Below are 25685 nucleotides of genomic sequence, written 5' to 3'. Positions count from 1 at the left end.
GTCTAAGCGCCGAGCCGGGCCGCCCAGGCCGCGACGGTTTCGGCTGTCGTCTTCAGGTGGTCGGCGGCCGAAAAGCCCGAGATGCTCTTGCGCGGCTTGAGGTCGTGGTCGCCATCCTCGAGCCAGAGGATCTCGATCCGGTCGGACAGCTCATATCCTGCGACCTCGTCGCAGGTGCCGAATTCGTCACGGGTTCCCTGGACGATCAGCGTCGGCGTCCGGAGGCCGGCGAGGTGTTTGGTGCGGAGCTGCGTCGGCTTGGCCGGTGGGTGAAAGGGATAGCCGAGGCAGAGCAGCCCGGCGATCTTGCCGGCATCGAGCATCTCGTCGGCGATCATGCTGGCGACGCGCCCGCCCATCGATTTGCCGCCGATGATCAGCTTCCCCTTTGCACCGAGTTCATCGATGGCGGCCCTGAATTCCGGATTGAGCGTTTCCGCGCGCGGCGGCGGCTTGCGACTGCCCGTCCGGCGCGCCGCCATGTAGCCGAACTCGAAGCGGACGACGCGCAGGCCGGCCGCGGAAAGTGCTGCGGCCGTTGCCGTCATCGAGGCCGAATCCATGGGCGCGCCGGCGCCATGGGCGAGCAGGATGGTGACGGCTGCGTTTTCCGGGCCGTCGAACAGGAAATGCACCGCCATCTAGCTCGCCGTCCGTTCCTTCAGTCGCAGGTCGGCATACTGGATGCCCTTGGCTGCGGTCTTTGCCCATTCCGAGGTCGCGTCGAGCTTGAGATAGGCTTCCCACCAGTGCCGCGCCTCGGCGAGATCGCCAGCCTCGTAGGCAAGGTTGGCGAGGTTGAACATGGCATCGGCGTAGGCCGGATCGAGCGCGATGGCCTTTTCGAGATGGCGGCGTGCGGTGTGGGCCTTGCCTTCGCTGGCGAACAGGCCGGCAAGGTTGAACCAGGCCTCGACGAATTTGGGGTCGAGCTTGATCGCCCGCATGTAGCCCTGCGTCGCCTCCTGCGCCATGCCGGCCGCGCGCAGGCAGTTGGCGCGGTTGAAGGCGGCGACGCTGTCGCCCGGGTCGGCGGCAAGGCAGCGCCGATAGAGTGCGGCGGCCTCGTCGTAGCGCCCGTCTTCTTCCGCGTCTTCGGCCAGCGCGAACAGATCCTCCAGCTCGGCGTCGCCGGTGCGGCCGAGCGGCAGCAGGCGTTGCCCGTCGAGTTCTGCCAGATCGGCGCCGAGGCGGGCATAGATGGTGTCCTTGCCGTCGGCCTGGAGCGAGAGCGCGCTCAGCTGCGCCACGGCGCCGGAGCGGCGCACCGAGCGGGCGATGGCGCTCCAGGTCGAGCCGCCGGCGAGCAGCGAGGCATATTTCCTGGCCAGGATCAGGTCTCGAAATGCATAGGGTTCGGCGTCGCTCTCGAAGGCGTCGAAGAGCGACAGAAGGTCCAGTTCGCGCGGCGCAAGCTTGGCCTGGTCGAGCAGGGATTGCCGCGTCATGCCGGCACCCTCGACCTGGTCCAGCAGGCCGAGCGCGCGCAGGAAGCCGTTTTCGCTGAAGACGGGACGGCCCGAAGCTGATGCGGCGTCGAAGCGGGCCTCCAGCCTTGCCTCGTCCGATTTGTGCAGGAGCGTGCGCCCGAAGACGACATGGGTGGTGCGCCGCGTCACGCCATGCTGTAGCTCGCCGCCCTGCCGCGCCACCTCGCGGACGGCGAGGCGGCGCGGGAAGGCTGCAAGCGCACCGATCAGTCCGTAGATACGGCCTTCGTTCACTTCTTGCCCTTGGCCTGCTTGCCGCCCGCGACCGCGGTCAGCTTGGCCGCCGGCTTCTCGGCCGGTTCGGCCTTGGTCTTGCTCTTTGCCGGCGGCTTGGCCTGGCCGAGGCTCGCCTTCAGCGCATCCATCAGGTTGATGACATTGCCGCGCTCGGGTGCGGCGGCGATGATCGGCTTGTGACCCTTCAGCTTTTCCTTGATCATGTTCATCAAGGCGATCTCGTAGCGGTCTTCGTAGTTCTTCGGATCGAAGGTCGTCAGTTTCTGCTTGATCAGCGCCTCGGCGAGTTCGAGCATCTCGGGGTCGGGCTTGCCGGCGGGGATGTTGCTGAAATATTCGGCTGTGCTGCGCACCTCGCTCGGGTTGCGCAGCGTGCAGACGAACATGCCCTTGTCGCGCGCGCCGATGGTGACCACGCGTTCGCGGCTCGACAGCACCAGCCGCGCGATCGCCAGCTTGCCGGACTTGTGCAGCGCCTCGCGCAACACGGCGAATGTTTCCTCCGCCATCGCTCCGTCGGGGGCAAGATAGTAGGGTGCGTCCTGGTAGATGACGTCGACGGAATGCTCATCGACAAAGGCTTCGATGTTCATCGTGTGGTTGGATTCGATCCTGACGCTGTCGAGGTCGGCTTCGTCGATGATGACGTATCTCTTGTCTTCGTATTCGTAGCCCTTGACCAGGTCGGTGCGTTCGACGAGGCCGAGTTCCGGATCGACCGGCTTCATGTTGATCCGGTTGTGGGTGTCCTTGTGCAACTGATTGAAGCTGATGCGCTCGCTGGAACTCGTTGCCGGGTACAGCCGCACCGGGCAGCTGACGAGGCTGAGCTTCAGATATCCCTTCCAACTTGCCCTGGGGGCCATGCTTGTCTCCTACGCGAAACCATAAACAGACTAACGTTTGGCACTGATTGCAGTCGTCAGGTCGCGGGCGTGGTCGCCGATGTCCGCCCAGGGATCGCCTGACCTGGCCACGAGGCCGGGAAGCGAAGAATAGTTCAAATCTTCCGGAGCGTCGATGGACTCGAGATCGTTCCAGCCAAGAGGTGTCGAAGCAGGCATGCCGGTGCGTGCCCGAAGAGAATAGGGCGCGGCCGCCGTTGCACTGCGCGCATTACGGTGGAAGTCGATGAAAATGCGCTTCTTGCGGTTGTCCTTGCCCATGAAGGTGGTGAAAGTCTCTGGAGCGGTGGCTGCAATCAGCGACGAGATTTCGCTGCTTGCCTGATGGAATGGCTTCCAGCCGAGTTTACCGGTGGTCGGCACCACGACATGGATGCCACGCCCGCCGGATGTCTTGACGAAAGGCACGAGGCCGAGCTTTTCCAGCTCGCCGCGCACGTGAACGGCGGCCTCTACGACCTCGCGCCAGCCGATGCCTTCGCCAGGATCGAGGTCGAAGACGACACGGTCGGGCTTGTCGAGATGCTTGCGCAGGGCGCCCCAGGCGTGGAACTCGACGACGCCGAACTGCGCCAGCGCGAGATAGCCCTTGGCGTCCTCGACCGAAATGTAGCTCTTGGTCTCGCCCTCGGAGTTCTTGGTGTCGAACGAAGCGATCGTCGGTGGCATGCCTGAAAAGGCGTGACGCTGGAAGAAGCAGTCCTGCGGCCGGCTGCTCGGACAGCGGAACAGCGATACCGGCCGCCCCAGGATGTGGGGCAGCATGAAATCGCCGATGGCGGCGTAATAAACCGCGACGTCGAGCTTGGTCGGTCCGGCCTTGCCGAGCACCCGCCGCGTCGGATTGGTGATCGAAATGCCGGCGAGATCGGCATCCGAGATCAGCCGCTTGCGCGGCGCGGAGGCGCTCGCGGTCAGTTCCGCCTCGCGCAGGCCCTTGAACACGGCGTGCCGCAGCGCATTGTCGGTGGTGCGGTTGGCATAGTGGATATGGGCGTTCAGTACCGGACGCACTGGGATGACCTCCTTCGGCGCACCATCGAGCTTGTCCGCACCTTCCCGCAGGGCTTCCAGCCGGTGCAGCAATGACTGCAACGTCTCAGCGTCGAAGCCGGTTCCCACCTTGCCGCGATATTGCAGCTCGCCGTCGACCCATTCGCCGAGCGCGAGGGCCGCAAGCCCTTCGGCTGCCTGCGATGTCGTGTAGCCGGCGATGACGAAGTCGTCCTTGTCCAGCGCCTTGGTCTTGGACCAGCTGTGCGAGCGTCCGGAGGTGTAATGTGCCGAGGCCCGCTTGGACACCACACCCTCGAGCCCCATTTCGGTCGCCTGGTCATACAGCGCCTGGCCGTCGCCCTCGACATGTCCGCTGAGCTGCAGCGCCGAGCGGCCGTCGACATGGCCGGCAAGCAGCGTCTCCAGCATGCCCTTGCGCTTGCTGAGTTCCGTGCCCGTCAGGTTCCAGCCATTGAGATGGAGAAGGTCGAAGGCGTAGAAAACCAGGAGCTCGTCATGCCCGCTGGCCAGCGCGTCCTGCAAGGCCGCAAACCGGCTGATGCCCTTGTCGTCGAGCACGACGATCTCGCCATCGATGACGGCATCGCTGCATGGCAGGTCGCGAAAGGCTGCCGCGAGCTTGCCGTAGCGCTTCGTCCAATCGATGCCGCTGCGGGTGATCAGCTTTGCCGTGCCGCCTTCGAGATGCACCATGGTGCGGTAGCCGTCGAACTTGATCTCGTGAAGCCAACCCTCGCCCGACGGCGGCTTGGGCGCCGCTGTGGCCAGCTGCGGTTCGATCCGCGCCGGCATCGGTGCCCGCACCGCATCCGCAAGCTTGCCGGGCTTGAGGTCGCCGGGCTTTGCAGGCGGCTTCTTCGGCCCTGCGACCAGCTCCTCGATGCGCCGCCCAGTCTTCACGCTTTCGGGGCGTGCCTGGAGGATGTCGAGCTTTTCGTCGGCGGCGGGGTCATGCTCCTTGAACAGCAGCCAGTTGTGCTTGTTCTCGTCGGGTTTCGGCTTCAGCCGCGCCAGCATCCAGCCGCCCTTCAGCTTTTCGCCCGACAGGCGGAACTTGAAGGCGCCCTTGGCAAGCGCCTTTTCGGCATCCTCCATTGGCGCCCAGACGCCGGTGTCCCAGACGATCATCGGCCCGCCGCCATATTCCCCCTCGGGGATCAGGCCCTCGAAGTCGATATATTCGATGGGGTGGTCCTCGGTCTCGACGGCAAGCCGCTTGTCGGCGGGATTGAGCGAGGGGCCGCGCGGCACGGCCCAGCTTTTCAGCACACCGCCCAGTTCGAGGCGCAGGTCGTAGTGATCGGCCGTGGCATGGTGCTTGTGGACGACGAAGCGGTTGCCGTCGTGGCCTGCCAACGCGCCAGCCGGTTCCCGCGTCCTGGAGAAATCGCGCTTCTGCCGGTAGGTGCGAAGCTTTTCCGCTGCCATGCGCCTATTGCAGGCCGGCCGCGTCGTCGGACGCGGGCTCCAGTTCGAGCTCGCCCGGCGTCGCGCCATGCCGCAGCATGTCAAGCAACTGGTCGCTGACATCGTAATAGCGGCCGGAAACGAGCACGCGGGAGATGGGTTGCCCGTCGCCGCGGAAACGCCTGGAACTGACGAAAACCTTCTGCCGGTTCAGCACATCGGCCACGGCCTTGCGCTTGCTGATCTGATTGGCAACCGGTGTACGCATTGGCCCGAGGCTCCATGCAACGCTTGCGTGACTATCCTCCAAACCGCGGCGGCGATCAACGTGGCCGCGTTTTCTGCTGCCAAATGCGGTAAATCGGAGGTAGGCCGGCAACAACGACGCACCCCCTTTCGGTACCCGCCACCATTTGCCTAAATAGCTGGGCGACAATGGATTTGCCGGATTTGACCAGGAGACGCAGGACATGATTACCGGACCGATCTGCAAGGCAGCGCGCGCGATCGTGGAGATCAGCCGATCGAGACTGGCGCAGGCATCGAAGGTGGACGAGCTGGTCATCGAGGCGTTCGAACGCAAGATCTCCACGCCTGCCGACGACACCGTGCTGGCGCTGCAGGCGGCGCTGGAGAGCCTTGGCGCGGCCTTCATTGCCGAAGAAGGCGCGAATGGCGCCGGTGTCCGGCTCAAGTTCAGCAAGTCGGTGACGAAGCGGCTGTCGACGCTGGAAGGCGAGGGCGGCCCGGTGGCGAGCGACGACGTTCCCTGACCCGCCGGACCCGCGGTACGCTCCAGATGGCGATCAGCCGCGCCGCTTCGCCCTGGCCGCTGCTTTCGCCTTCATGGCGTCGGCCTCCTCCTCGGCGCGGAGCCTGGTGATCCGCTCGATCAGCTTCGCCGGTACCGGTTCAGCCAGCGAAAAGCGCAGCGTGCCCTTGCCGGCGACATAGGGCGCGACCTCGTCTCCGAGCGTTGCGACGAGGTTTTCGGTGACCGGATAGAGCGAAAAGTGCTCCTTCCAGCCGGAGAAGTAGATCACCCGGCCGCCGTGCAGCTTGTAGGCGGGAATCTGGTAGGAAATGACTTCTTCGGCCCCGGGCAAGGCATCGCGGATGATCTTGCGCACATGTTCGAGGGTAGGTCGGACGGTCTGCGGCTGCGCCGCGATGTATTCTTCCACGGACTTGAAATCGGTCTTGGCCATCGTTGCCTCCGGTGCGTCCGGTCATCGTAGCGCGGACTTGCGAAGCGACAATCATGGCAAATACATCGCCGGAGTGACAGCTGCCACCGCCCAATTTAGTGCTTTGAGATGTGTGGCGGAAACGTCACGTGACACCAGGGATCATGCGCGCATAACGAGTTTTGTATTCCAAATATACAACCTTAAGGATAGATGCGGATGCACTGATTTGGGCAATCCTGGGGTTATATCGATGATCAGAATTCTTCTCGCATCTACCTGCCTGTTGGCGGTTTGCGGCGGCGCGCTGGCAGCCGACGAGGTCGTCTACCAGCCGGGGGCGTCGACCTATAATTGGTCGGGCCTTTATGTCGGCGCAGCTGTAGGTCTCAACAAGTTGTCGGTTGAGGGCGGAGATGACGTTAGACGTTTCTCGGACGGCGGCGCATCCGGGGCGATATATGCCGGCTACAATCACCAGTTCGGCAACGTCGTGCTCGGCGTTGAGGCGGACCTGAAATTTTCCGGCGCGGAGGTCGAAGACTCCGCCATGTACATTCCTTACGAGGCTCGGCTCGCCGGATCCGCGCGTGTGCGCGCCGGTTACGCCCTGGGCACTTTGCTTCCCTACGTTACCGGCGGCGTGGCAATCGGCAGCTTCCGCGGCGACCATGGTGGGCAGGGCAATTCGGAAGATTTCGCGACTGAAACGCTGACCGGATATGCCGTTGGCGGCGGCGTGGAGTGGGCCGCGACCGAAAAGCTCATCGTGCGTGCGGAGTACATATATTCCGACTACGGAACGAATGACTTCGATTACTACAACGGCGATATCCATGACGCCGATATCCGCAGCCATGACTTCCGTCTGGGCGTCGCCTACAAATTCTGAGCGCGACATCGCATCGATGACAAACCCCGGCCATCGTTCCGGGGTTTTTGCCCGTGAGGCGGCAAGATAGCGCTCAAAGGTTGAACCGGACGGCCTGAAATGCGAAAAGGGCGCCCCACGGGGCACACGCCATCCAAACGCCGTTCGACCATCGACACCCTTCGGAAACGCATCACGGGGAGACCTCCGTTCTGATGCGCCTGATGGTGCTCGTGCTGACATGGGCGCTGCTGCTGTTGCCCTCGAGCTTCGGCGCGTCGCCTGTTGCGGCCGTCGATTGGTCGGGCAAGCAGGCCGTCATCCGTGACGGCAACGTGGTGCTGTCGCTGTCGAGCTACGACCGCGGCCAGAGCGCCCTGCGCAGTTCCGACCCAAAGCAGTCGGGCAAGACCTCGGGCGGTGCCGGCAAGGCGCTGTTCGAGGCGAATACCTGGCTTCGGGAACCGGAACACCAGCGGCTGGTTTCGGCGTGGCACCACGACGCCGCCGGGCCGGCAGAGAAGTTTGCAGCGTTTTCGGCCCGGGCGCCGCCGCCCGGCGCCTGACGACCTTAGCCAATTCTTCGCAGTGACTTGCAGACGCTCCCGGTCAGTCGACCGGCCCGGTGTCCGCGTCGCTGCATGCAAACTTCACCCGAAGAGGGAAAATCCAATGAACGAGAACAAGACACCGTCCGCCAACGCCACTGACGCCGCCGGAAGCAAGGAAGCCCTGCGCGGCTGGATCGTGCTGGGCCTGCTTGTCGCCGTCGTGCTGGTGGGGGGCTATTTCTACACGCACTGAAACTGACTGCCGGACCTGCCGCCCCGGCGGCAGGTCCGATCCGCTAGGGGCTCTCCTCTCCCGGGGGACTGCCCTCTGCCGGCGGACTGTCCGGTGCCGGCAGGAGGCGGGAAAACTCGACGCCGTCGATGACGAGCAGGCGAGGCTCGGGCGCCTCGGCGACGCGCTCGACACCATCGCTGCAGGAATAGACCGGCCAGCCGGCATCCGTGCAGAGGATCTCGACAAACCAGTTGCCGAGCCGGTCGGTGAGGCTGATGCGCAATGCACCGTCACGCAGGCGGCGGGCATGCGAGCCGTTCGGGGCGGTCCATGTCCATGGCCCGCCAAGCGGTGGGCGTGTGAACAGGACGAAGGGATAGACGCTGGGGGGCAAGTCCTCGTGGGCGGCCGCACCGCGGTAACGCATCATCGCGGTGGCGTAGTCGGCGGCAATCCCAGGCCATCTTGCGTAAAGCGCGGCCAGGCCGTGCTGATGCGGATCGCCGAGCAGGCTTCGGCCACGCATGGCCTCTGCCCGAGCCGCCGCCGATGCGGCGAGGGCGACGACGAGCGTGGCGACGAGCGTGGCGAGACGTTGCGTCATGCGTCCTGGCTTCATGGACATGCCGAGTCGCATTGTCTGCGCGGAACCGCGCAGGATCAATGGGCCGATCGACGCCGTGCCCGATCACAAAATGCGCCGGGAAGAACGCGCCTGTTGGAACGCTCCGGATGCCGAAACGCCGGATCGCAGGACGGATGATGTCGGAGAGCCGTGCCGGGATGACACCCACCTTTCCCGAAAGCGGTGGCCGCTTTCGGGACTAGATGCCCAGCGTTGACGCGCCTGGGGTCAGGCGGCGTTTCTTGTCCTAAACCGCGGTATGCTCGCCAGCAGCAGATCCTCGTCGCGCACGCCGCTTTTATAAAGCTTGAGAAGTGTCCTCGCTATTTCGCTTGCCCAGATGGAGCTCGGGTCCTCGCCGCGCTCGACGCAAATCTGGTCGAACACCTGCTGAAGAAGTGCGAGATCCTTGGGATAAATGGGGGAGTTAGGCTGGGTGAAAAGTACGTGCTCCATAGTCTTCTCCCATATGGCGCTTGTTCTTTTGACTTATGCTTGCTGCTGGTTTGTTGCCTGCTTCCTGTCGCGGTCAGTCAAGCCGAACGCGGACAATGCACCCAGTCGCGCGATCTATCTCCGACGCCCACGTATATCGTGCGGGGGCCGTGACCGGCTTCGGTGCGCATTGTGGAGGTGTCTGCCGCAGGCGAGTGCATCGATATGCCTCCTTGAGGCAAGGTTGCATGCTACCGCATTTCCATTCAGGGGCAGGAACTCTGCGCCACAACCTGCATCCTGTCGAGTCACCCTGGGTTGCACCGAAATTGCAGGCCCAAGGCAGTTTTCGACACGAAAGGAGCCCGCCGCAGAGGGAGCGACGGGCCCTTTCGGAGCGTGGTTGAAAGGAAAAGACCACACTCGGTGTGCCTGACCTGAACTCTGACGCGCGGGAATGGTTCCGCGCGGGACCGGTTTCGTTACAGTCTGTCATCGTCGTTGAACGGCGGCATTCACAAATCGTTCACCATCGCGCCCGCACTTTCCTCGTGCGCAGTGTATCGAGTGCGCGTCTTCGGCAACGCCCGGCGGGCTGCACAACCCTTCTGCCCGCCGGTGCGTCGAAAGCCCTGAAACTCCCCGTTTTTCCGGCACGACCCGTACTCGATGCGTCATCGCGAGTCGGCGGGGTCTTCGCGGCACGGCATGCTGGTCGCCGAAATCGATTCCGCTTTGCGGGCCGATGCGTTAGCCTGATGGCACCGTTCCGGCGGCAGAAGTTGAGCATCGAGAAGAAGGCATGAACCCTTGGCAGAAATGACCATCATCGTCGAGTTCGAGACCATGGACGGCGCCGAGGAACAGTTCCTCGACCTGATTTCCGAACACGCGCGCGCCACATTGCAGGAAGAGCCGGGATGCCTGCGCTTCGAGGTGATCAAGCCGGTCGAGCGCGACGGCACGCCGATCCCCAACATGGTGATGGTCAACGAGCTCTATGCCGACGAATCGGCGGTCGCGACGCACGAGCGCAACCCGCGCATGTCCGACGTGCAGGCGGCACTGTCGCCCCTGCTCAAGTCGCGCCGGCTGATCCTTGCCGCATCGCTCGGGCTGACCGATCCCAATGGCGGCATGCGGCCGGAAGAACTCAACGCTGCCAATGACGACTAGGCCCGGCCCGCGATACGCGCCGGATAGTGCGCATTAAGGTTAGTCAGTCGTTAATGCTTCTGCTGCAAGGTTAATTGCGGCGAGCTGCGGGGGAGCAGCATCGCCCTTGCATGCAGGACTGACGGGATGCGGAAAAATCTTGGGTCGGACGCCAGCGATCCGGCCAGCGAGCCGGTCAATGGCACGGCGCGGGCGATAGAAATCGGCGATGTGCGGCCGGTCGAGGACCTGCCCTACGCGGATCTCGAGCGCACCATCGATTCGATGAACATGGGCGTGGTGCTGGTCGACGCCGCTCTCGGCGTGCTGTTCATCAACAAGGCATTCTACGACATCTGGAACGTTACCGTCGAACAGGTCGCGGCCGGCTGCCGATTCCGGGCGCTGATGGACGTCAACCGCCACAATGGCGTCTACGCCATCGCCGACGACAAGTGGGAAGGCTATGTCGCTTCCCGAGGGGACGAGATCCTGGCCGGCGATGTCGCGCCACGTGAGTTCCGCCGCGCCGACGGCCGCACCATCATCTATTCGGTGACGGCACTTTCGGGCGGCAAGCGGCTGGTCTCCTACTACGACGTCACCGAGATGAAACGGCGCGAGGTCGAGGCCGTCGAGGCACGCCACCGGCTTGCCGAGGTGCTGGAATCGCTGCCGGCGGGCGTCGTCATCTACGACCGCGACGACCGGTTCGTGCTCGCCAACCGCAAGCTCAAGAGCGCGTTGCCGGCAATTGGCGAAGCCATGGCCGAGGGCAGCACGCTGCGCGACAGCCTGGTGCTGGCGCAGCGCGCCGGCTACTACCGCGATACCGGCGAGCCCGCGCTCGACGCCCTTTACGATGCCGATCCGGAAGCCTGGATCGAAGGCATGATCGGCCGCTACCACACCAGCCATGCCGAGCGCGAGCGGCGCAATCCCGACGGGCGCTGGTATCAGGTCTTCGACCAGCGCCTCGCCGACGGCACATTCATCGGCGTGCGCGTCGACATCACCGAGCTCAAGCAGCGCGAGCGGGCGCTGCAGGAAAGCATGCGCGAGAACGAGGTTTTCCGCAGCCTGATCGACAATGTGCCGGTGTCGATCTACGCCAAGCACGACGACCTCAGGCTGATGTATGTCAACCAGGGCTGGTGCGAGTTGACCGGCTTCTCCAAGCAAGAGGCGATCGGCAAGACCGACGCCGAGATCTTCGGCCCGGAAGGCGAGCCTTTCATGGAGGCCGACCGCGAGGTCATGCGCAGCGGCGCAACGGTGGAGGTCGAGGAGACGGCGACGGAGGCCGATGGTTCGACGCGCCACCAGTTCGCCCGCAAGAGCGCGATGGTGGCGTCCGACGGCTCGCTCTACCTGATCGGCTCGACCACCAACATTACCGAACTCAAGCAGCGCGAAGCCGAACTCGAAGAAGCGCAGCGCCGGGCCGTGCTGGCCGACCGCGCCAAGTCGGAATTCCTCGCCAACATGAGCCACGAGATTCGCACGCCGATGAACGGAGTGCTCGGCATGGCGGAGCTTCTGGCTAAATCGGATCTCGATCCGAAGCAGAAGACGTTCACCGACATCATCGTCAAGTCGGGCAATGCGCTGCTGACGATCATCAATGACATCCTCGACTTCTCGAAGATCGACGCCGGGCAGCTGGTGCTCGATCCGATCCCGTTCAACCTGGCCGAGGCGATCGAGGACGTCGCGACGCTGATGTCGACGCGGGCCAAGGAGAAGGACCTCGAACTGATCGTGCGGCTGCAGCCCGACCTGCGGCATCTCTATGTCGGCGATGTCGGGCGCATCAGGCAGATCATCACCAACCTGCTCGGCAACGCCGTCAAGTTCACCGATTCGGGCCATGTGCTGGTTGATGTCACCGGCCGCAGCGAGGGCGATGCGACGAAGCTGCATGTCGCGGTGACCGACACTGGCATCGGCATTCCCGAGGCGAAGCTCAAGCTGGTGTTCGAGAAGTTCAGCCAGGTCGATGCGTCCTCGACGCGCCGGCATGAAGGCACCGGCCTCGGCCTCGCCATCACCTCGCGGCTCGTCGACATGATGGGCGGCGAGATCGGCGTCGACAGCGCCGAAGGTGCGGGTTCGACCTTTTGGTTCACGCTGACGCTGCCCAATGCCGGGCGGCTGGAAAGCCGACCGGCGGCGCTGATCGACGTGACCGGCGCGCGCGTGCTGATCGTCGACGACAATGCCGTCAACCGGACGATCCTGACCGAGCAGATGGTGTCGTGGGGCTTCGATTCCTGTGCTGCGCGCAGCGGTGACGAGGGCTTGCGCGTGCTGACCGCAGCGCAGGCGATGGGCGTCAAGGTCGACTGCATCGTGCTCGACTACCAGATGCCAGGCATGACCGGGGCGGAGATGGCGCGGATCGTGCGCCATACACCTGGCCTCAGCGACACGCCGATCGTCATGCTGACCTCGGTCGACCAGTCGCTGTCGGGCCCCGCCCACCGGGACCTCGCCATCGATGCCCAGCTCATCAAGCCGGCGCGATCGTCGGCGCTGCTCGAGGCACTGGTCGGCAGCATCCAGCGCCGCCGGGCGCCGAACCTCACGCCGGTGCAGGTGGCCGATGGGCAGATGCCGGCCAAGGACGCGGGCGGCCAGGCGGCCAGTGTGACGCGCCTGCGCGGCGGACAGCGGCCGGCTGGCGAGGGCGGCCTAGACATTCTCGTCGCCGAGGACAACGAAGTGAACCAGATGGTGTTCAGCCAGATCCTGGCAGAGACGGAACTGTCGTTCGAGATCGTCGGCAACGGCCGCCGCGCAGTGGCGGCCTTCGGCGAGCGACGTCCGCGGATGATCCTGATGGACGTGTCGATGCCAGAGATGAACGGGCTGGAGGCGACGGGCGAAATCCGCAAGCTCGAACGCGGCACGGGCACACGCGTGCCGATCATCGGCGTGACCGCACATGCGCTGAAAGGCGACAAGGAACGCTGCCTGGAAGCCGGCATGGACGACTATCTGCCCAAGCCGATCAGCCCGCGTGCGCTGCTCGAAAAGATCGAACGCTGGTCGTGGCAGGACGATGAGCGCCGCGGCGCGATCTAGGGTCTGATTCAGGTGATGCCGGCCGCAGATATCTGATACCGCGCTTCCGGTACCACGTACTTGAACGTCCGCTCCGTTCGTCGCCCAAGAGCGATCCCGGAACCCATCATTTTCGGCCCGGCCTGACGTTAATCTTCCGCGCGCACCGGGCCAGAGCGTCGAAGACTGTGGAAATGTGACAGCCCGCAACCGTAAAGCCCGGCCTGCCGTTGGGTAGACGGCTTGCTTTCGGCTCCGGTCTGTTGTTTGCCTCGCGCCGGCAAAGGACCGAGGAAACGACCCCTTCACCGCCAAGCACTGCAACCGTTACAGGGGTGACACGAAACTGTCATGCAACTGTAATAGAGGGGGGCTATTGGCTCACCGGGCGCCGAAGAAAGGCGTCATACGAGATACTCCACAGGAGCAGGCCCCAATGAAAAAAGCTCTTCTCACTGCGTCGGCGGCTGCCTTCGCGATTGTCGCCTCGGCAGGCTACGCCTCGGCCCGCGACCAGGTTCAGGTTGCCGGTTCCTCGACCGTTCTGCCCTATGCCAAGATCGTTGCCGAACAGTTCGGCGAAACCTTCTCGAACTTCAAGACCCCGGTGGTCGAGTCCGGCGGTTCGGGCGCCGGCATCAAGGAATTCTGCAAGGGCGTCGGCGAGAACACCATCGACATCGCCAACTCGTCGCGCGCGATCAAGAAGGACGAAGTCCAGTCCTGCATCGACGCCGGCGTCAAGGACATCCAGGAAGTCAAGATCGGCTATGACGGCATCGTCTTTGCGACCGACGTCAACGGCCCGGACTGGGCGCTGACCTCGGAAGACATCTACAAGGCGCTGGCCGCCAAGATCGTCGTCGACGGCAAGCTGGTCGAAAACCCCAACACCAAGTGGAACCAGGTCAACCCGAACCTGCCCGACTGGGACATCGCCGCCTACATCCCGGGCGAAAAGCACGGCACCCGCGAAGTCTTCGAAGAGAAGCTGCTGATCGCCGGCTGCAAGGCACTCGGCGGCGTTGAAGCTGCCAAGGCGGCCGGCCTCGACGACAAGGCCGCTGACGCTTCGTGCAAGGCAGTCCGCAAGGACGGCAAGGCTGTCGACATCGACGGCGACTACTCCGAGACGCTGGCTCGCATCGACTCGAACAAGACCGGCGTCGGCGTGTTCGGCCTGGCCTTCTACGAAAACAACGCCGACAAGCTGAAGGTCGCCACCGTCGGCGGCATCACGCCTTCGGTCGAAACCATCGCCGCAGGCGAGTATCCGGTTTCGCGTCCGCTGTTCTTCTACGTCAAGAAGGCGCATCTCGGCGTCATTCCGGGCCTGAAGGAATATGTCGAGTTCTTCCTCGACGACCAGATGGTCGGCCCGGAAAGCCCGCTCGCCGACTACGGCCTGGTTGCCGCTCCGGACGCGGAACGCGCTGCCCAGCGCGAGGCGTTCACCGCCGGCAAGACCATGTAATCTTCGAACTGCCACGGGGCGGCGGAAAGATCCGTCGCCCCGTGGAATGTTTCGCCGACTGTCCCGTTCGGCACAAAGAACCGAATTCACCGAGGCCGGCCCATGTCTTTCCTGCTCGTCTTCGCCATCGTACTCGCAATCGGGCTGATCGCATTCGTGATCGGCCGGCAAAGGGCGCGCGCGCAGGACGACGGAACGGTCAAGCCGCACTCGCGGGCGCATTATCACGGCTGGTGGGCGTTCCTGACAGGCGTCATTCCGGCCGTCCTGTTTCTCGCGGCCTGGGATATCGGCGCGAGCGCCTATCTCAACAGCCATATCCATGCGGCCCTGCCTGCCGATATCGCCGACGGCACGGTGGCGCATGAAGATCTCGCGGCGGGCCTGGTCAAGAGCCTTGCCAGCGGCATGCGCCGGCTCGACAGCCAGACGCTTGCCGCATTGCCCCAGACTTTTGCCGAACTGCAGCCGATGCTCGCCGCAAAGGGCGTGGCGCTGGCGCCCGATACCCAGGACTACATGATCCCGATCGCCGCAGACGCCAACCGCGTCTCCGATCGTCTCGACATGATCGTCGCGGTCGTTTCGATCGGGCTTGCCCTGCTCGGATCGGTCTACGGCCTCAGCCGCATCACCCCGCGCGGCAGGGCACGCAACCATGTCGAGAAGGTGATGCTGTGGAGCCTGCTCGGCGCCTCGACGCTGGCCATCCTGACGACCATCGGCATCGTGCTGTCGATGCTGTTCCAGACGATCGCGTTCTTCGAAAAGATCCCGCTGACCAATTTCTTCTTCGGCACGGTGTGGGATCCGCGTTTCGCGGCCGCCGGCTCCGGTGGCGCGGAAGGCCAGTTCGGCCTGATCCCGCTGCTGGCCGGCACGCTCTACATTGCCTTCGTGGCGCTGCTGGTCGCCGTGCCGATCGGCCTGATGTCGGCGGTCTACATGTCGGAATATGCGGCGCCCAAGGTGCGTGCGGTGGTCAAGCCGGCGCTCGAGCTGCTCGCCGGCATTCCGACCATCGTCTACGGTATCTTCGCCCTCGTCACGCTCGGACCCTTCCTGCGCGACATCAGCGCGGCACTTGCCGGCGGCACACCGTTCATCCAGGCGCAGTCGATCCTGACCGCCGGCCTGGTGATGGGCGTGATGCTGATCCCGGTCGTCTCCTCGCTCTCCGACGACATCATCACCGCCGTGCCGCGCGCCATGCGCGACGGCTCGCTCGGACTCGGCGCCACGCGCTCGGAAACGATCAAGCGCGTCATCCTCCCAGCCGCGCTGCCGGGCATCGTCGGTGCCATCCTGCTGACCGCCTCGCGCGCCATCGGCGAAACGATGATCGTGGTGCTGGCAGCCGGCGTCGCGGCTAACTTGACGCTCAACCCGTTCGAGGCGATGACCACCATCACCGTCAAGATCGTCAACCAGCTGACCGGCGACCTCGAGTTCAACACGCCGCAGACGCTTGTCGCCTTCGCGCTCGGCATCACGCTTTTCGCGCTGACGCTGGTGATGAACATCGTCGCGCTTTACATCGTCCGGAAGTACCGGGAGCAGTACGAATGACCGATATTTCGCTCGACACGCTTGCCTCGTCCGCGGCTCGTCCGCGCCGCGACATCGGCATCAAGAAACGCTACGCCGCCGAACGCCGCTTCCGCCTCTATGGCGTGCTGGCGATTGCGGTCGGCCTGGCGTTCCTTGGGGTCATGCTGACCTCGATCGTCTCCAAGGGCTACACCGCCTTTTGGCAGACGACGGTGACGCTGCCGATCCATTTCGACGAAAAGATCATCGACCCGTCCAACAAGCGGGCGACCGATCCGAACGTGCTGGTCACGGCGAACTATCCCAAGCTCGCCGAGGCCGCGCTGATCGAAAAACTCGGCATCGATCCGAGCGACCGCGCCACCGTGCGCAAGCTCAAGGGCTTCCTGTCGGACGGTTCGCGCGTCCAGCTCAGGGCCATCGTTGCGGCCGATCCGTCGGTCATCGGCACGACCCGGGACGTGGACATCCTTGCGGCTGCCAATCTCGACTCGGCCTACAAGGGCCAGATCGACCTCAACGTGCCGGAAAGCCGCCGCAAGGTGTCTGACCAGCAGGTCGAGTGGATGAACAAGCTCAAGGCCGAAGGCGTGATGGCCGAGCACTTCAATACCGGGCTGTTCAGCTACGGCGCGTCGAGCCGGCCCGAGACCTCGGGCGTCGGCGTCGCCCTGATCGGCTCGATCTACATGATGGTGATCGTGCTTTTGCTGGCATTGCCGATCGGTGTCGCCGCCTCGATCTATCTCGAGGAATTCGCCAAGAAGAGCCGCTTCACCGACCTGATCGAGGTCAACATCAACAACCTCGCCGCCGTGCCGTCGATCGTCTTCGGCCTGCTCGGCCTGGCGGTGTTCATCAATTTCCTCGGCCTGCCGCGCTCGGCCTCGTTCGTCGGCGGACTGGTGCTGACGCTGATGACGCTGCCGACCATCATCATCGCAACGCGTGCCGCACTCGCCGCAGTGCCGCCGTCGATCCGGTCGGCTGCGCTTGGTCTCGGCGCGTCGAAGATGCAGATGGTGTTCCAGCACATCCTGCCGCTGGCCGCTCCCGGCATCCTGACCGGCACGATCATCGGCCTGGCGCGTGCTCTCGGCGAGACGGCGCCGCTGCTTCTGATCGGCATGGTCGCGTTCGTCGCCGATTATCCCAAGACGCCTTTCGACCCGGCGACGGCCTTGCCGGTGCAGATCTACATGTGGGCGAACGAGGCCGAGCGCGCCTTCGTCGAGCGCATGTCGGGCGCCATCATCATCCTTCTGATCTTCCTCATGGCCATGAACATCGTCGCCATCGTCCTCCGCCGCCGCTTCGAGCGCCGCTGGTAGGGCATGGACAAGGAGCATCCTGCTATGAACATCATGACCGAGAAATCCCTCGAAGACGCGGTGAATGCCGAGATGAACAGACCCAATGAACCCATCAAGATGCGTGGCGACCAGGTCACCGTGCACTATGGCGACAAGCAGGCGCTGTTCGGGGTCAATCTCGATGTCCGCCAGAACCAGGTGACGGCGCTGATCGGCCCTTCGGGCTGCGGCAAGTCGACTTTCCTGCGCTGCCTCAACCGCATGAACGACACCATCGACAGCGCCCGTGTCGGCGGCAAGATCACGCTCGACAACGAAGACATCTACGATCCCAAGATCGACGTCGTCGAGCTGCGCGCCCGTGTCGGCATGGTGTTCCAGAAGCCGAACCCGTTCCCCAAGTCGATCTACGAGAACGTCGCCTACGGCCCGCGCATCCACGGCCTCGCCAAGAACAAAGCCGAGCTTGACGAGATCGTCGAGAAGAGCCTGCAGAAGGCAGCGCTCTGGAACGAAGCCAAGGACCGTCTCAACGAGCCGGGCACCGGCCTGTCGGGCGGCCAGCAGCAGCGCCTGTGCATCGCGCGCGCCATCGCGGTTGCGCCAGAAGTGATCCTGATGGACGAGCCGTGCTCGGCGCTCGACCCGATCGCCACCGCCAAGGTGGAGGAGCTGATCGACGAGCTGCGCGAGAACTACACCATCGTCATCGTGACGCACTCTATGCAGCAGGCTGCGCGCGTGTCGCAGCGCACGGCGATGTTCCATCTCGGCTATCTGGTCGAGGAAGGCCCGACCGACAAGATGTTCACCAATCCCGACGACAAGCGGACGCAGGACTACATCACCGGCCGTTTCGGCTGAGCGATATCGGCTCCGACCAGCATCAGACGAGGAACACATCATGGGCGAGCACACAGTCCGGTCCTTCGACGAAGAACTCAAACACGTCGACCAGGTCATCCGCGACATGGGCGACCTGGCCGGCGCGATGGTGGCAGGTGCGATCCGCGCGCTGCTTTCGTCCGACCAGGCGCTGGCGCAGAACGTCGTCGCCGACGACACGATCATGGACGCCAAGCAGCGCGAGCTCGACAACAGCGCGATCACGCTGATCGCCAAGCGCCAGCCGATGGCGCAGGATTTGCGCGCCGTGGTCGGCGCCATCCGCATGGCCGGCGATCTCGAGCGCATCGGCGACCTGGCCAAGAACATCGCCAAGCGTGTCGGTGCCGTCGGCCAGTCGCCGACGCCGCGCAACCTTTCGCACTCCATCGACGCGATGGCGCAGCTGGTGCTCGGCCAGGTCCGCGGCGTGGTCGATCTCTATGTCGCGCGCCAGGCCGAAGGCCTGAAGGAACTGCGCAACGACGACCAGAAGATCGACATCCAGTACACGGCCGTGTTCCGCGAGCTCCTGACCTACATGATGGAAGATCCGCGCAACATCACCGCATGCACGCATCTGCTGTTCTGTGCCAAGAACCTCGAGCGCATCGGCGACCATGTCACCAACGTCGCCGAGAACGCCTATTTCGTGGTCACCGGCACGCAATTGCCGCTCAACCGCCCGAAGGTCGACGAGACCACGACGGCAGTGTCTGCCTGAACACTTCAGCGCTGCATGTGCGGGGCGCGGGGGCGCTGCGGCAAGTTAATCCGCGCATGATCCGATCGGGGTCATGCGCCAAGAAAAGGCACAGCCGATGATCGCTCCCAAGGTCATGGTCGTCGAGGACGAAGAGCCGCTGGGCGTGCTGCTTCGCTACAATCTCGAATCCGAAGGTTATCAGGTCGAAGTCGTCACGCGTGGCGACGAAGCCGAGATCAGGCTCCAGGAAAACGTGCCCGATCTGCTGGTGCTCGACTGGATGGTGCCGGCACTTTCCGGCATCGAGCTGTGCCGCCGGCTGAGGATGCGGCCCGACACCGAGCGCCTGCCGATCATCATGCTGACGGCGCGCGGCGAAGAGAGCGACCGGGTGCGCGGGCTTTCGACCGGTGCGGACGACTATCTGGTCAAGCCGTTCTCGACGCCCGAGTTCATGGCGCGGGTCAAGGCGCTGCTGCGCCGGGCCAAGCCCGAGGTGCTGTCGTCCATCCTCAAGGTCGGCGACATCATGCTCGACCGCGAGTCGCACCGGGTCTACCGCAAGAAGAGCGAGATCAAGCTCGGGCCGACCGAGTTCCGCCTGCTCGAATTCATGATGCGGCATCCGGGCAGGGTGTTCTCGCGCAGCCAGCTGCTCGACAATGTCTGGGGCGAGACGATCTATATCGACGAGCGCACCGTCGACGTGCATGTCGGGCGCCTGCGCAAGGCAGTCAACAACGGCCGCATGCCCGACGTCATCCGCACGATCCGCGGTGCCGGCTACGCCATCCGCGAGGATTAGCGGTCGACGTCCGTTGTTTCGTTCTGGCCGCAAGCGGGCCTAGGCAAGCTGCGGCCTGCAGCAGATCGGGTTGGTAGGCGCGTCGTCGATTTGTGCTCCGCCAGGGTGGCGGCGCGGCCGCGCAATTGGCACTCGATCATGACAGCTCGCCTGCGTCGCGATGCTTTGGTGTCGATGCCGATGCAAGCAAACCTTCTGGCGGCGGGATGGTTTTTCTGCAGGAACAACTAATGATCCATGTCGCTGATGGATAACTTCTTCAGCAACGGTAGATTAAATGGCCTGCGATGACGATTTCGTGATGTCATCGATACCAAAAATTGTCCATTTTCATGCTAGCTGGCGCCTTGTGCGCAACGTTGTCTCGGCCATTGTTCTGGTGCTGATCACCATGCTTTACGGACTGCCCCTCGATCGGGCAGAGGCCGCAGGCATGAGCACTGGCGCGCAGCCGGTGACAACCGGGCAGGCGGAAGTTATCGCCGCGCCCGATGGGTGCTTGCCTTCCCTGGATCGCTGCACCGGCGAGACGTCCGACGAGCACAGCACCAGCACGCACTGCCTGGGCGACTGCCCTGCCTGGCAGGTCCATGACGAGCTTGCCGCGCCGACCCACACGACGCTTCGCAAGCGGCTCCCAGATCCCATGCCGCGTCGCGTGGCGAGCGCATCGTTTCTTCGACCTCCGATCGCTGCCTGATTTTTGACCGTTCGGCCCTCGCACCGACGAGGCCGTCCGAAATCAGTTGCGATGAGGAGACGGACGATCTTCCCGAGAAACTCTTGCGCTTGGGCCAGGCCCGAGCGCGTCCGCCGTAGCGACGCCGCCGGCTGGCATTCCCGCCAGCCCGCAAGGAGCCCGCGTGCTTTGCTCGTGGCAACAGCTAGATGACGTGCGCCCGCACGCACGAGCCGTCACCGGTCGGCGGATCGGTGCCGAGCGGCTGCATGCGCATGGTCAACGACCGGTCATCGACCTCCACGACCGCGTGTCACCCGAAATACAGGAAATGGTGCCAGGAGACTGCCAATGCCTAGGAACACTTTTGAAACGAATGCCGCGGGCGCCGCGCCGATGCCCGGAGGTGGCTCGGCATTGAGCCGCCGGCGTTTTCTCGCCGGCGTAGCCGGGCTGGGGACCCTTGCGGTGTCCGGCTGCGTCAGCACCCAACAAGCGGCCGTGCCGGCCGCAAGTGCGCCGGTCAAGAAGGCGCCGCCGGTCGTCGACAGCAATGCCCTTGCGATGTACGGCCCGCTGCCGAACGAGAAGTTCCCCATTGCCGCGATCGACCTGACCAAGGTGCCGAGCCGCTATTACCGGCGGCAGGTCGACTATGTCACCGAGGAACCGGTCGGAACGCTGGTCGTCGACACGGACAATTTCTACCTCTACCTCGTCCAGCCGGACGGCAAGGCCATGCGCTACGGCGTCGGGCTCGGCCGGGCTGGCTTCACCTGGGCGGGAAGGGGCCGCATCGGCTGGAAACAGGAATGGCCGAAATGGACGCCGCCCGACGAGATGATCGCGCGTCAGCCAAATCTCGCCCAGTGGGGCGCCGACCGTGGCGGCATGCCGCCCGGCCTCGAAAATCCGCTGGGAGCACGGGCCCTCTACGTCTTCCAGGGCAAGGTCGACACGCTTTATCGCGTTCACGGAACGCCCGAGTACTGGACTATTGGCAAGGCGGTCTCGAGCGGCTGCGTTCGCCTGATGAACCAGGACATCATCGATCTGTACGAACGGGTGCCGAGCCAGTCGCCCATCCTCGTGCTGGGCGATCCGACCCAACCCCATTCGCACGAGGTCGCCGGCGGCAGCGCTTCGCAAGCCGCCGGCTGATGTAGCGGTCACCCCAGCAGGTTCTCGCCGGCCGGCTTGCGAAGCGCCGTCCGGCCAACTTGGAGCAGACACGACATGAATGACCGCATCATCGGCTTGGCGCATTCAGGGCCCTGGCATGGCGGCGCCGTTCTCAAGGGGGTGGCCGTGACCATCCTGAGCTTTGCCGCGCTGGGCACCGTTTCGGCGCTCTGGGACAATCCGCTGTTTGTCCGGATGACCCCCGTCGCGGGCTGGGAACTGCCCGCTTTGGTGGTCCTGTCGGCGCTCTCGGGGCTTTATGTCGCCGTGCGGCGACCCGTCTGTTCAGTGCGCCGCGCGGGCATCGGCGGCGTGGCCGGCTTCATCGGCATCGCCTGCCCGACGTGCAACAAGATCCTCATGCTTCTGTTCGGGGGCGAATTCCTGATGATGTGGTTCGACCCGATCCGCCCCCTGATTTCAGCGCTCGGCATTGCGTTCCTCACTGCTGCGTCATGGCACGAAATACGCGCTCGTCGAGTGGATGCCGCAATGCAACCGGAGTATCTGCAATGACCGATATCCCAAGCGATCGCGTCCGCGCCGGTCAGCCAGCCTCTCTATTGCGCCGGACGCTGCTTCGTCATGTCGTGGTTGTCGGGCTTGCTGGCGCACTGGTCTATGCATTCGCCGTCGTTCACGGACAGTGGAGCCCGATGCACCGGTGGAACCGTGCATTCGCGGACGCATCGCTGGCGCTTCTGGTGATCACCATGTCGATCGGGCCATTGTCGCGCCTGTGGCCCGCCTTGCTCCGGGTGGTGGCCTATCGGCGGGAGACCGGCATCTACGCGACCCTTCTGGCGGCCGTGCATACGATCATCATACTCGAAGGCTGGGTCGAGTGGGATTTCGCGCGGCTCTTCGGCTACGAAATGAACCCACAGACGGGTGAATATGTGATGTTCCAGCATGGCTTCGGTCTGGCCAACCTGACAGGGATTGCAGCCCTTGCCTATGCGCTCGTGCTCATGTCGACCTCGAACGACCGGTCAATCCGCATGCTCGGTTCTTCGGTCTGGAAGTTTCTGCAGAACGCCGCAACCGTGCTGTGGGGACTTGCCTTGCTGCACACGGCCTATTTCCTGTTCATGCACTTCCTGAGCTTCCATCGTCCGATGCCGGAGCCGAACCCGCTGCAGTGGCCTTTTGTGGCGGCGGTGCTGTCGGTGCTCCTGCTTAGAGCTGCGGCCTTCCGTTCGACCTGGAGCAAGAAAACGAACAGTTCCAGGTGACCCCTCGTGCCAAAGGTCGCAGCGGACGGGCGCGGCTAGGCGACGTTCTTTCCTGCACTCGCAGGGGTGGCTCCGCCCAAACGGGCGGCAAAGATCTCCTGATCGACATGGAGCAGGGCGCGCATCATTGCGCCCTCGCGCTTGAGCGGAATCTCGTTGGGCTCGGTGTCGAACGAGATCGCCTTGGAGTGCAGCCCGCCGGCGGTCTTGGCGATCGCCGACAGCACATGCGGCTCCATGAGGTCGAAGGCCGTGGCACCGACGCCGACGAAGGCGAGCGGCGCCGGGTCGAACAGCGCAAACATCGAGCCCAGGCCGAAGCCGATGGCTTCGCCGGCCTTGCGGAAAGCTTCGCGCTCGGGACCGTCATGGTCGCGGGCGGCATCGGCGAGCGCCGTGATGTCGTCGTCGGACAGGTCGGCCAGCGGCTCGGCGTTCTCGTCGCCCAGCTTGGCGTTGCGCCAGATGGCGTAGTTGCCGGCATAGGCCTCGATGCAGCCGCGGCGGCCGCAGCGGCAGAGCGCGCCGTCGGGACGATGGATCATGTGGCCGAACTCGGCGCCGGAGGACTGCGTGCCGGTGAACAGTTCGCCCTTGATGACAAGACCCATGCCGATGCCGTGCGACAGAAGGATGGCGATGAAGTCGTCGCGGTAGCGCACGGGATCGCGCCAGCGCAGCGCCTCGGCGATCATGTTGCAGTCGTTCTCCACCGTCACCGGCACGCCGAACTCCTGTTCGAGCCGGTCGGCGAAAGGGATGTCATCGTGTCTCGTGATCGGCGACCACAGCAGCTTGCGCGAGCCGGAATCGGTGATGCCCTGGACCGCGATCGCAATGCGCAGCACCGGCCCTCCGGAGGTGGCGACCCCCTCGATCAGGCGCCGGATCATGGCGATGCATTCGTCGATCAAGGCTTCGGCCGGCATGCGTTGGGTCACCAGCCGCCTGGTGTCCTCGACGATGGTGTTGCCGGCATAGTCGATGATGGCGGCCGACAGGCTGTTGAGCGAAAGCACGACGGCAACGATCGATGCCGCCCTGGGCTCCAGCGTCAAGGCGACCTGCGGCCGGCCGCGCTTCATCGAGACCGGCTCGGAGCCCTTGGCTTCGGCGAGAATGCCCTCTGCGATGAGGTCGGACGATATCGTCGATATGGTGGAATGGCTGAGGCCGGTGGTGGCGGCAATCTCTGTGCGCGAAGGCTGGCTGGCGCGGCGAACTGCGGATATAACCATAGCTCGATTGCGTCGTCTCAGATCGTCGTGACGTATGCCGACCGACATGTGCTCGTCTTCCTCCCGGCGAAGCGCTGCCTTCTTAAGCGGCAGTCCCTATCGCTGCCAAGCCATTGTGACAGAGCGGAGGGCAAATGTCTTTATTTATTTCGAGCTCCGAAAAAAATAGGGAAGCGTTGCGAAACCATGTTGACAGCGACAGGCGGTTGAGTCACTATTTTTTCGAGGCTCGAAAAAAAGAGCTTCTCCAAGGGCTATCGCGAAGAAGGCGCGCCCGTTGGGCGCAGGGAGGAAAATCATGAAAAAGTTTACCACCGCCATTCTGGCGGGCGTCGCCATGACTCTATCGCTTTCGGCTGTCGCCGAGGCGAAGGACAAGGTTGTCGGCGTGTCGTGGTCGAACTTCCAGGAAGAGCGCTGGAAGACCGACGAAGCCGCCATGAAGGCCGCCATCGAGGCCGCCGGTGACAAGTATATTTCGGCCGACGCGCAGTCGTCGCCGGCCAAGCAGCTGACCGACGTCGAAAGCCTGATCTCGCAGGGCGCCAATGCGCTGATCATCCTGGCACAGGACGCCAGCGCCATCGGCCCGGCCGTCGACAAGGCCGTCGCCGAGGGCATTCCGGTCGTCGGCTACGACCGCCTGATCGAGAACAAGGACGCCTTCTACCTGACCTTCGACAACAAGGAAGTCGGCCGCATGCAGGCCAAGGGGGTGTTCGCCGCGAAGCCTGAAGGCAACTACGTCTTCATCAAGGGCAGCGGTGCCGATCCGAACGCCGACTTCCTGTTCGCGGGCCAGATGGAAGTGCTCAAGGAAGCCGTCGACGCCGGCAAGATCAAGAATGTCGGCGAGGCCTATACCGACGGCTGGCTGCCCGCCAATGCCCAGAAGAACATGGAGCAGTTCCTGACCGCCAACGACAACAAGATCGACGCGGTCGTGGCTTCGAACGATGGCACCGCCGGTGGCGCGATCGCGGCCCTGCAGGCACAGGGCCTTGCCGGCTCGGTTCCGGTTTCGGGCCAGGACGGCGACCATGCCGCGCTCAACCGCATCGCGCTCGGCACCCAGACCGTGTCGGTGTGGAAGGATGCGCGCGAACTCGGCAAGAACGCGGCCGAGATCGCCTCGCAGCTCGCCGACGGCAAGAAGATGGAAGAGATCGCCAACGTCACCAAGTTCAAGACGCCGGGCGGCCTCGAGCTGAACTCGGTCTTCCTGACGCCGGTTCCGATCACCAAGGAAAACCTCAACGTCGTCATCGACGCCGGCTGGGTCGGCAAGGACGTGGTCTGCCAGGGCGTGGCGGCCGGTTCGGTCGCAGCCTGCAACTAAGATCGGCTTCATCCGATCGGTCAAACGCCGCGGCTTGCCGCGGCGTTTTTCAAAAGCGCCCGCTTCATGACATGGCGGATTGACCCTATCATGCGCA

The 25685-nt window shown here is 64.2% G+C and carries 26 protein-coding genes; 17 read left to right on the top strand and 9 right to left on the bottom strand.

Annotation, left to right across the window (positions count from 1 at the left end):
* Positions 1-2 precede the first annotated feature (2 nt).
* The 5 genes from WHT83_RS01435 to WHT83_RS01415 are packed head-to-tail and all read right to left on the bottom strand — an operon-like array spanning position 3 to position 5324.
* Entirely contained in the window at positions 3-641 is a 639-nt protein-coding gene (locus tag WHT83_RS01435; protein WP_406872760.1) for an alpha/beta fold hydrolase, read from the bottom strand.
* Complete coding sequence (locus WHT83_RS01430) at positions 642-1724, bottom strand: tetratricopeptide repeat protein (RefSeq protein WP_406872759.1); 1083 nt, start codon at positions 1722-1724, stop codon at positions 642-644.
* Positions 1721-2593, bottom strand: coding sequence for a Ku protein (locus WHT83_RS01425; RefSeq protein WP_108606654.1), 873 nt, complete (start codon positions 2591-2593; stop codon positions 1721-1723). Before WHT83_RS01425 ends, WHT83_RS01430 begins: the two co-directional genes overlap by 4 nt.
* Before the next feature lie 30 nt (positions 2594-2623).
* A complete protein-coding gene (gene ligD / locus WHT83_RS01420; RefSeq protein WP_406872758.1) occupies positions 2624-5077 on the bottom strand; it encodes a DNA ligase D in 2454 nt (817 codons plus the stop codon).
* Positions 5078-5081: 4 nt separating this feature from the next.
* Entirely contained in the window at positions 5082-5324 is a 243-nt protein-coding gene (locus tag WHT83_RS01415; protein WP_183262577.1) for a hypothetical protein, read from the bottom strand.
* A gap of 202 nt (positions 5325-5526) precedes the next feature.
* Between WHT83_RS01415 and WHT83_RS01410 the strand changes: the two genes are divergently transcribed.
* Positions 5527-5829, top strand: a complete 303-nt coding sequence (locus tag WHT83_RS01410) for a hypothetical protein (protein WP_108606657.1) — start codon at positions 5527-5529, stop codon at positions 5827-5829.
* 33 nt (positions 5830-5862) lie between these two features.
* Here the strand turns inward: WHT83_RS01410 and WHT83_RS01405 are convergent, their stop codons facing one another.
* Positions 5863-6264: an iron chaperone gene (locus tag WHT83_RS01405; protein ID WP_406872757.1), complete on the bottom strand. Its 402-nt coding sequence runs from the start codon at positions 6262-6264 to the stop codon at positions 5863-5865.
* Between the two features lie 232 nt (positions 6265-6496).
* Between WHT83_RS01405 and WHT83_RS01400 the strand changes: the two genes are divergently transcribed.
* The 3 genes from WHT83_RS01400 (at position 6497) to WHT83_RS01390 (ending at position 7918) form a co-directional block, all read left to right on the top strand.
* Positions 6497-7135 carry an outer membrane protein gene (locus WHT83_RS01400; protein ID WP_406872756.1) on the top strand — a complete coding sequence of 213 codons (639 nt, stop codon included), beginning with the start codon at positions 6497-6499 and terminating at the stop codon, positions 7133-7135.
* 194 nt (positions 7136-7329) lie between these two features.
* Complete coding sequence (locus tag WHT83_RS01395) at positions 7330-7680, top strand: hypothetical protein (RefSeq protein WP_406872755.1); 351 nt, start codon at positions 7330-7332, stop codon at positions 7678-7680.
* A 106-nt stretch (positions 7681-7786) separates the two neighbouring features.
* Entirely contained in the window at positions 7787-7918 is a 132-nt protein-coding gene (locus tag WHT83_RS01390; protein ID WP_256371664.1) for a hypothetical protein, read from the top strand.
* 43 nt (positions 7919-7961) lie between these two features.
* Here the strand turns inward: WHT83_RS01390 and WHT83_RS01385 are convergent, their stop codons facing one another.
* Together WHT83_RS01385 and WHT83_RS01380 are read right to left on the bottom strand one after the other, a co-directional pair.
* Positions 7962-8525 carry a hypothetical protein gene (locus tag WHT83_RS01385; RefSeq protein ID WP_406872754.1) on the bottom strand — a complete coding sequence of 188 codons (564 nt, stop codon included), beginning with the start codon at positions 8523-8525 and terminating at the stop codon, positions 7962-7964.
* Between the two features lie 228 nt (positions 8526-8753).
* Positions 8754-8981: a hypothetical protein gene (locus WHT83_RS01380; protein ID WP_108606662.1), complete on the bottom strand. Its 228-nt coding sequence runs from the start codon at positions 8979-8981 to the stop codon at positions 8754-8756.
* 798 nt (positions 8982-9779) lie between these two features.
* Between WHT83_RS01380 and WHT83_RS01375 the strand changes: the two genes are divergently transcribed.
* The 12 genes from WHT83_RS01375 (at position 9780) to WHT83_RS01320 (ending at position 23011) form a co-directional block, all read left to right on the top strand.
* Positions 9780-10136 (top strand): putative quinol monooxygenase, encoded by a 357-nt coding sequence (locus WHT83_RS01375; RefSeq protein WP_108606663.1) that lies wholly within the window; start codon positions 9780-9782, stop codon positions 10134-10136.
* A gap of 126 nt (positions 10137-10262) precedes the next feature.
* Positions 10263-13202 (top strand): response regulator, encoded by a 2940-nt coding sequence (locus WHT83_RS01370; protein WP_108606664.1) that lies wholly within the window; start codon positions 10263-10265, stop codon positions 13200-13202.
* Positions 13203-13617: 415 nt separating this feature from the next.
* Positions 13618-14655 carry a PstS family phosphate ABC transporter substrate-binding protein gene (locus WHT83_RS01365; protein WP_183262572.1) on the top strand — a complete coding sequence of 346 codons (1038 nt, stop codon included), beginning with the start codon at positions 13618-13620 and terminating at the stop codon, positions 14653-14655.
* Between the two features lie 102 nt (positions 14656-14757).
* Positions 14758-16224 (top strand): phosphate ABC transporter permease subunit PstC, encoded by a 1467-nt coding sequence (gene pstC / locus WHT83_RS01360; protein ID WP_318763580.1) that lies wholly within the window; start codon positions 14758-14760, stop codon positions 16222-16224.
* Entirely contained in the window at positions 16221-17537 is a 1317-nt protein-coding gene (pstA, locus tag WHT83_RS01355) for a phosphate ABC transporter permease PstA (protein WP_108606667.1), read from the top strand. The genes pstC and pstA overlap by 4 nt, the downstream gene beginning before the upstream one ends.
* 24 nt (positions 17538-17561) lie before the next feature.
* Positions 17562-18383, top strand: a complete 822-nt coding sequence (pstB, locus tag WHT83_RS01350; RefSeq protein ID WP_108609688.1) for a phosphate ABC transporter ATP-binding protein PstB — start codon at positions 17562-17564, stop codon at positions 18381-18383.
* Between the two features lie 40 nt (positions 18384-18423).
* The gene (phoU, locus tag WHT83_RS01345) at positions 18424-19128 is read left to right on the top strand and encodes a phosphate signaling complex protein PhoU (protein ID WP_108606668.1); all 705 of its coding nucleotides are present in this window, start codon (positions 18424-18426) and stop codon (positions 19126-19128) included.
* A gap of 97 nt (positions 19129-19225) precedes the next feature.
* On the top strand, positions 19226-19915 hold the full coding sequence (gene phoB / locus WHT83_RS01340; RefSeq protein ID WP_108609689.1) for a phosphate regulon transcriptional regulator PhoB: 690 nt from the start codon (positions 19226-19228) through the stop codon (positions 19913-19915).
* 277 nt (positions 19916-20192) lie between these two features.
* The gene (locus WHT83_RS01335) at positions 20193-20615 is read left to right on the top strand and encodes a hypothetical protein (RefSeq protein WP_406872753.1); all 423 of its coding nucleotides are present in this window, start codon (positions 20193-20195) and stop codon (positions 20613-20615) included.
* 330 nt (positions 20616-20945) lie between these two features.
* Complete coding sequence (locus tag WHT83_RS01330) at positions 20946-21755, top strand: L,D-transpeptidase (RefSeq protein WP_343207442.1); 810 nt, start codon at positions 20946-20948, stop codon at positions 21753-21755.
* Between the two features lie 75 nt (positions 21756-21830).
* A complete protein-coding gene (locus WHT83_RS01325; protein WP_406872752.1) occupies positions 21831-22292 on the top strand; it encodes a hypothetical protein in 462 nt (153 codons plus the stop codon).
* Complete coding sequence (locus WHT83_RS01320; RefSeq protein WP_406872751.1) at positions 22289-23011, top strand: ferric reductase-like transmembrane domain-containing protein; 723 nt, start codon at positions 22289-22291, stop codon at positions 23009-23011. The genes WHT83_RS01325 and WHT83_RS01320 overlap by 4 nt, the downstream gene beginning before the upstream one ends.
* Positions 23012-23046: 35 nt before the next feature.
* Here the strand turns inward: WHT83_RS01320 and WHT83_RS01315 are convergent, their stop codons facing one another.
* Positions 23047-24297: an ROK family protein gene (locus WHT83_RS01315; protein ID WP_406872750.1), complete on the bottom strand. Its 1251-nt coding sequence runs from the start codon at positions 24295-24297 to the stop codon at positions 23047-23049.
* 250 nt (positions 24298-24547) lie between these two features.
* Here WHT83_RS01315 and xylF point away from each other — a divergent pair, with 250 nt between their 5' ends.
* A complete protein-coding gene (gene xylF, locus WHT83_RS01310; protein WP_108606674.1) occupies positions 24548-25588 on the top strand; it encodes a D-xylose ABC transporter substrate-binding protein in 1041 nt (346 codons plus the stop codon).
* The last annotated feature ends 97 nt before the right edge of the window (positions 25589-25685 follow it).

This window comes from Aminobacter sp. P9b, from assembly GCF_045345995.1.
Lineage (GTDB): Bacteria > Pseudomonadota > Alphaproteobacteria > Rhizobiales > Rhizobiaceae > Aminobacter > Aminobacter niigataensis.
This window is presented reverse-complemented; position numbering and strand designations above follow the sequence as displayed.

What these genes read in the sequence shown, in the direction of transcription:
- WHT83_RS01435 (WP_406872760.1), bottom strand. Translation starts at nt 641, where the DNA reads ATGGCGGTGCATTTCCTGTTCGACGGCCCGGAAAACGCAGCCGTCACC.
- WHT83_RS01425 (WP_108606654.1), bottom strand. Translation starts at nt 2,593, where the DNA reads ATGGCCCCCAGGGCAAGTTGGAAGGGATATCTGAAGCTCAGCCTCGTC.
- ligD (WP_406872758.1), bottom strand. Translation starts at nt 5,077, where the DNA reads ATGGCAGCGGAAAAGCTTCGCACCTACCGGCAGAAGCGCGATTTCTCC.
- WHT83_RS01415 (WP_183262577.1), bottom strand. Translation starts at nt 5,324, where the DNA reads ATGCGTACACCGGTTGCCAATCAGATCAGCAAGCGCAAGGCCGTGGCC.
- WHT83_RS01410 (WP_108606657.1), top strand. Translation starts at nt 5,527, where the DNA reads ATGATTACCGGACCGATCTGCAAGGCAGCGCGCGCGATCGTGGAGATC.
- WHT83_RS01405 (WP_406872757.1), bottom strand. Translation starts at nt 6,264, where the DNA reads ATGGCCAAGACCGATTTCAAGTCCGTGGAAGAATACATCGCGGCGCAG.
- WHT83_RS01400 (WP_406872756.1), top strand. Translation starts at nt 6,497, where the DNA reads ATGATCAGAATTCTTCTCGCATCTACCTGCCTGTTGGCGGTTTGCGGC.
- WHT83_RS01395 (WP_406872755.1), top strand. Translation starts at nt 7,330, where the DNA reads ATGCGCCTGATGGTGCTCGTGCTGACATGGGCGCTGCTGCTGTTGCCC.
- WHT83_RS01390 (WP_256371664.1), top strand. Translation starts at nt 7,787, where the DNA reads ATGAACGAGAACAAGACACCGTCCGCCAACGCCACTGACGCCGCCGGA.
- WHT83_RS01385 (WP_406872754.1), bottom strand. Translation starts at nt 8,525, where the DNA reads ATGTCCATGAAGCCAGGACGCATGACGCAACGTCTCGCCACGCTCGTC.
- WHT83_RS01380 (WP_108606662.1), bottom strand. Translation starts at nt 8,981, where the DNA reads ATGGAGCACGTACTTTTCACCCAGCCTAACTCCCCCATTTATCCCAAG.
- WHT83_RS01375 (WP_108606663.1), top strand. Translation starts at nt 9,780, where the DNA reads ATGACCATCATCGTCGAGTTCGAGACCATGGACGGCGCCGAGGAACAG.
- WHT83_RS01370 (WP_108606664.1), top strand. Translation starts at nt 10,263, where the DNA reads ATGCGGAAAAATCTTGGGTCGGACGCCAGCGATCCGGCCAGCGAGCCG.
- WHT83_RS01365 (WP_183262572.1), top strand. Translation starts at nt 13,618, where the DNA reads ATGAAAAAAGCTCTTCTCACTGCGTCGGCGGCTGCCTTCGCGATTGTC.
- pstC (WP_318763580.1), top strand. Translation starts at nt 14,758, where the DNA reads ATGTCTTTCCTGCTCGTCTTCGCCATCGTACTCGCAATCGGGCTGATC.
- pstA (WP_108606667.1), top strand. Translation starts at nt 16,221, where the DNA reads ATGACCGATATTTCGCTCGACACGCTTGCCTCGTCCGCGGCTCGTCCG.
- pstB (WP_108609688.1), top strand. Translation starts at nt 17,562, where the DNA reads ATGAACATCATGACCGAGAAATCCCTCGAAGACGCGGTGAATGCCGAG.
- phoU (WP_108606668.1), top strand. Translation starts at nt 18,424, where the DNA reads ATGGGCGAGCACACAGTCCGGTCCTTCGACGAAGAACTCAAACACGTC.
- phoB (WP_108609689.1), top strand. Translation starts at nt 19,226, where the DNA reads ATGATCGCTCCCAAGGTCATGGTCGTCGAGGACGAAGAGCCGCTGGGC.
- WHT83_RS01335 (WP_406872753.1), top strand. Translation starts at nt 20,193, where the DNA reads ATGGCCTGCGATGACGATTTCGTGATGTCATCGATACCAAAAATTGTC.
- WHT83_RS01330 (WP_343207442.1), top strand. Translation starts at nt 20,946, where the DNA reads ATGCCTAGGAACACTTTTGAAACGAATGCCGCGGGCGCCGCGCCGATG.
- WHT83_RS01325 (WP_406872752.1), top strand. Translation starts at nt 21,831, where the DNA reads ATGAATGACCGCATCATCGGCTTGGCGCATTCAGGGCCCTGGCATGGC.
- WHT83_RS01320 (WP_406872751.1), top strand. Translation starts at nt 22,289, where the DNA reads ATGACCGATATCCCAAGCGATCGCGTCCGCGCCGGTCAGCCAGCCTCT.
- WHT83_RS01315 (WP_406872750.1), bottom strand. Translation starts at nt 24,297, where the DNA reads ATGTCGGTCGGCATACGTCACGACGATCTGAGACGACGCAATCGAGCT.
- xylF (WP_108606674.1), top strand. Translation starts at nt 24,548, where the DNA reads ATGAAAAAGTTTACCACCGCCATTCTGGCGGGCGTCGCCATGACTCTA.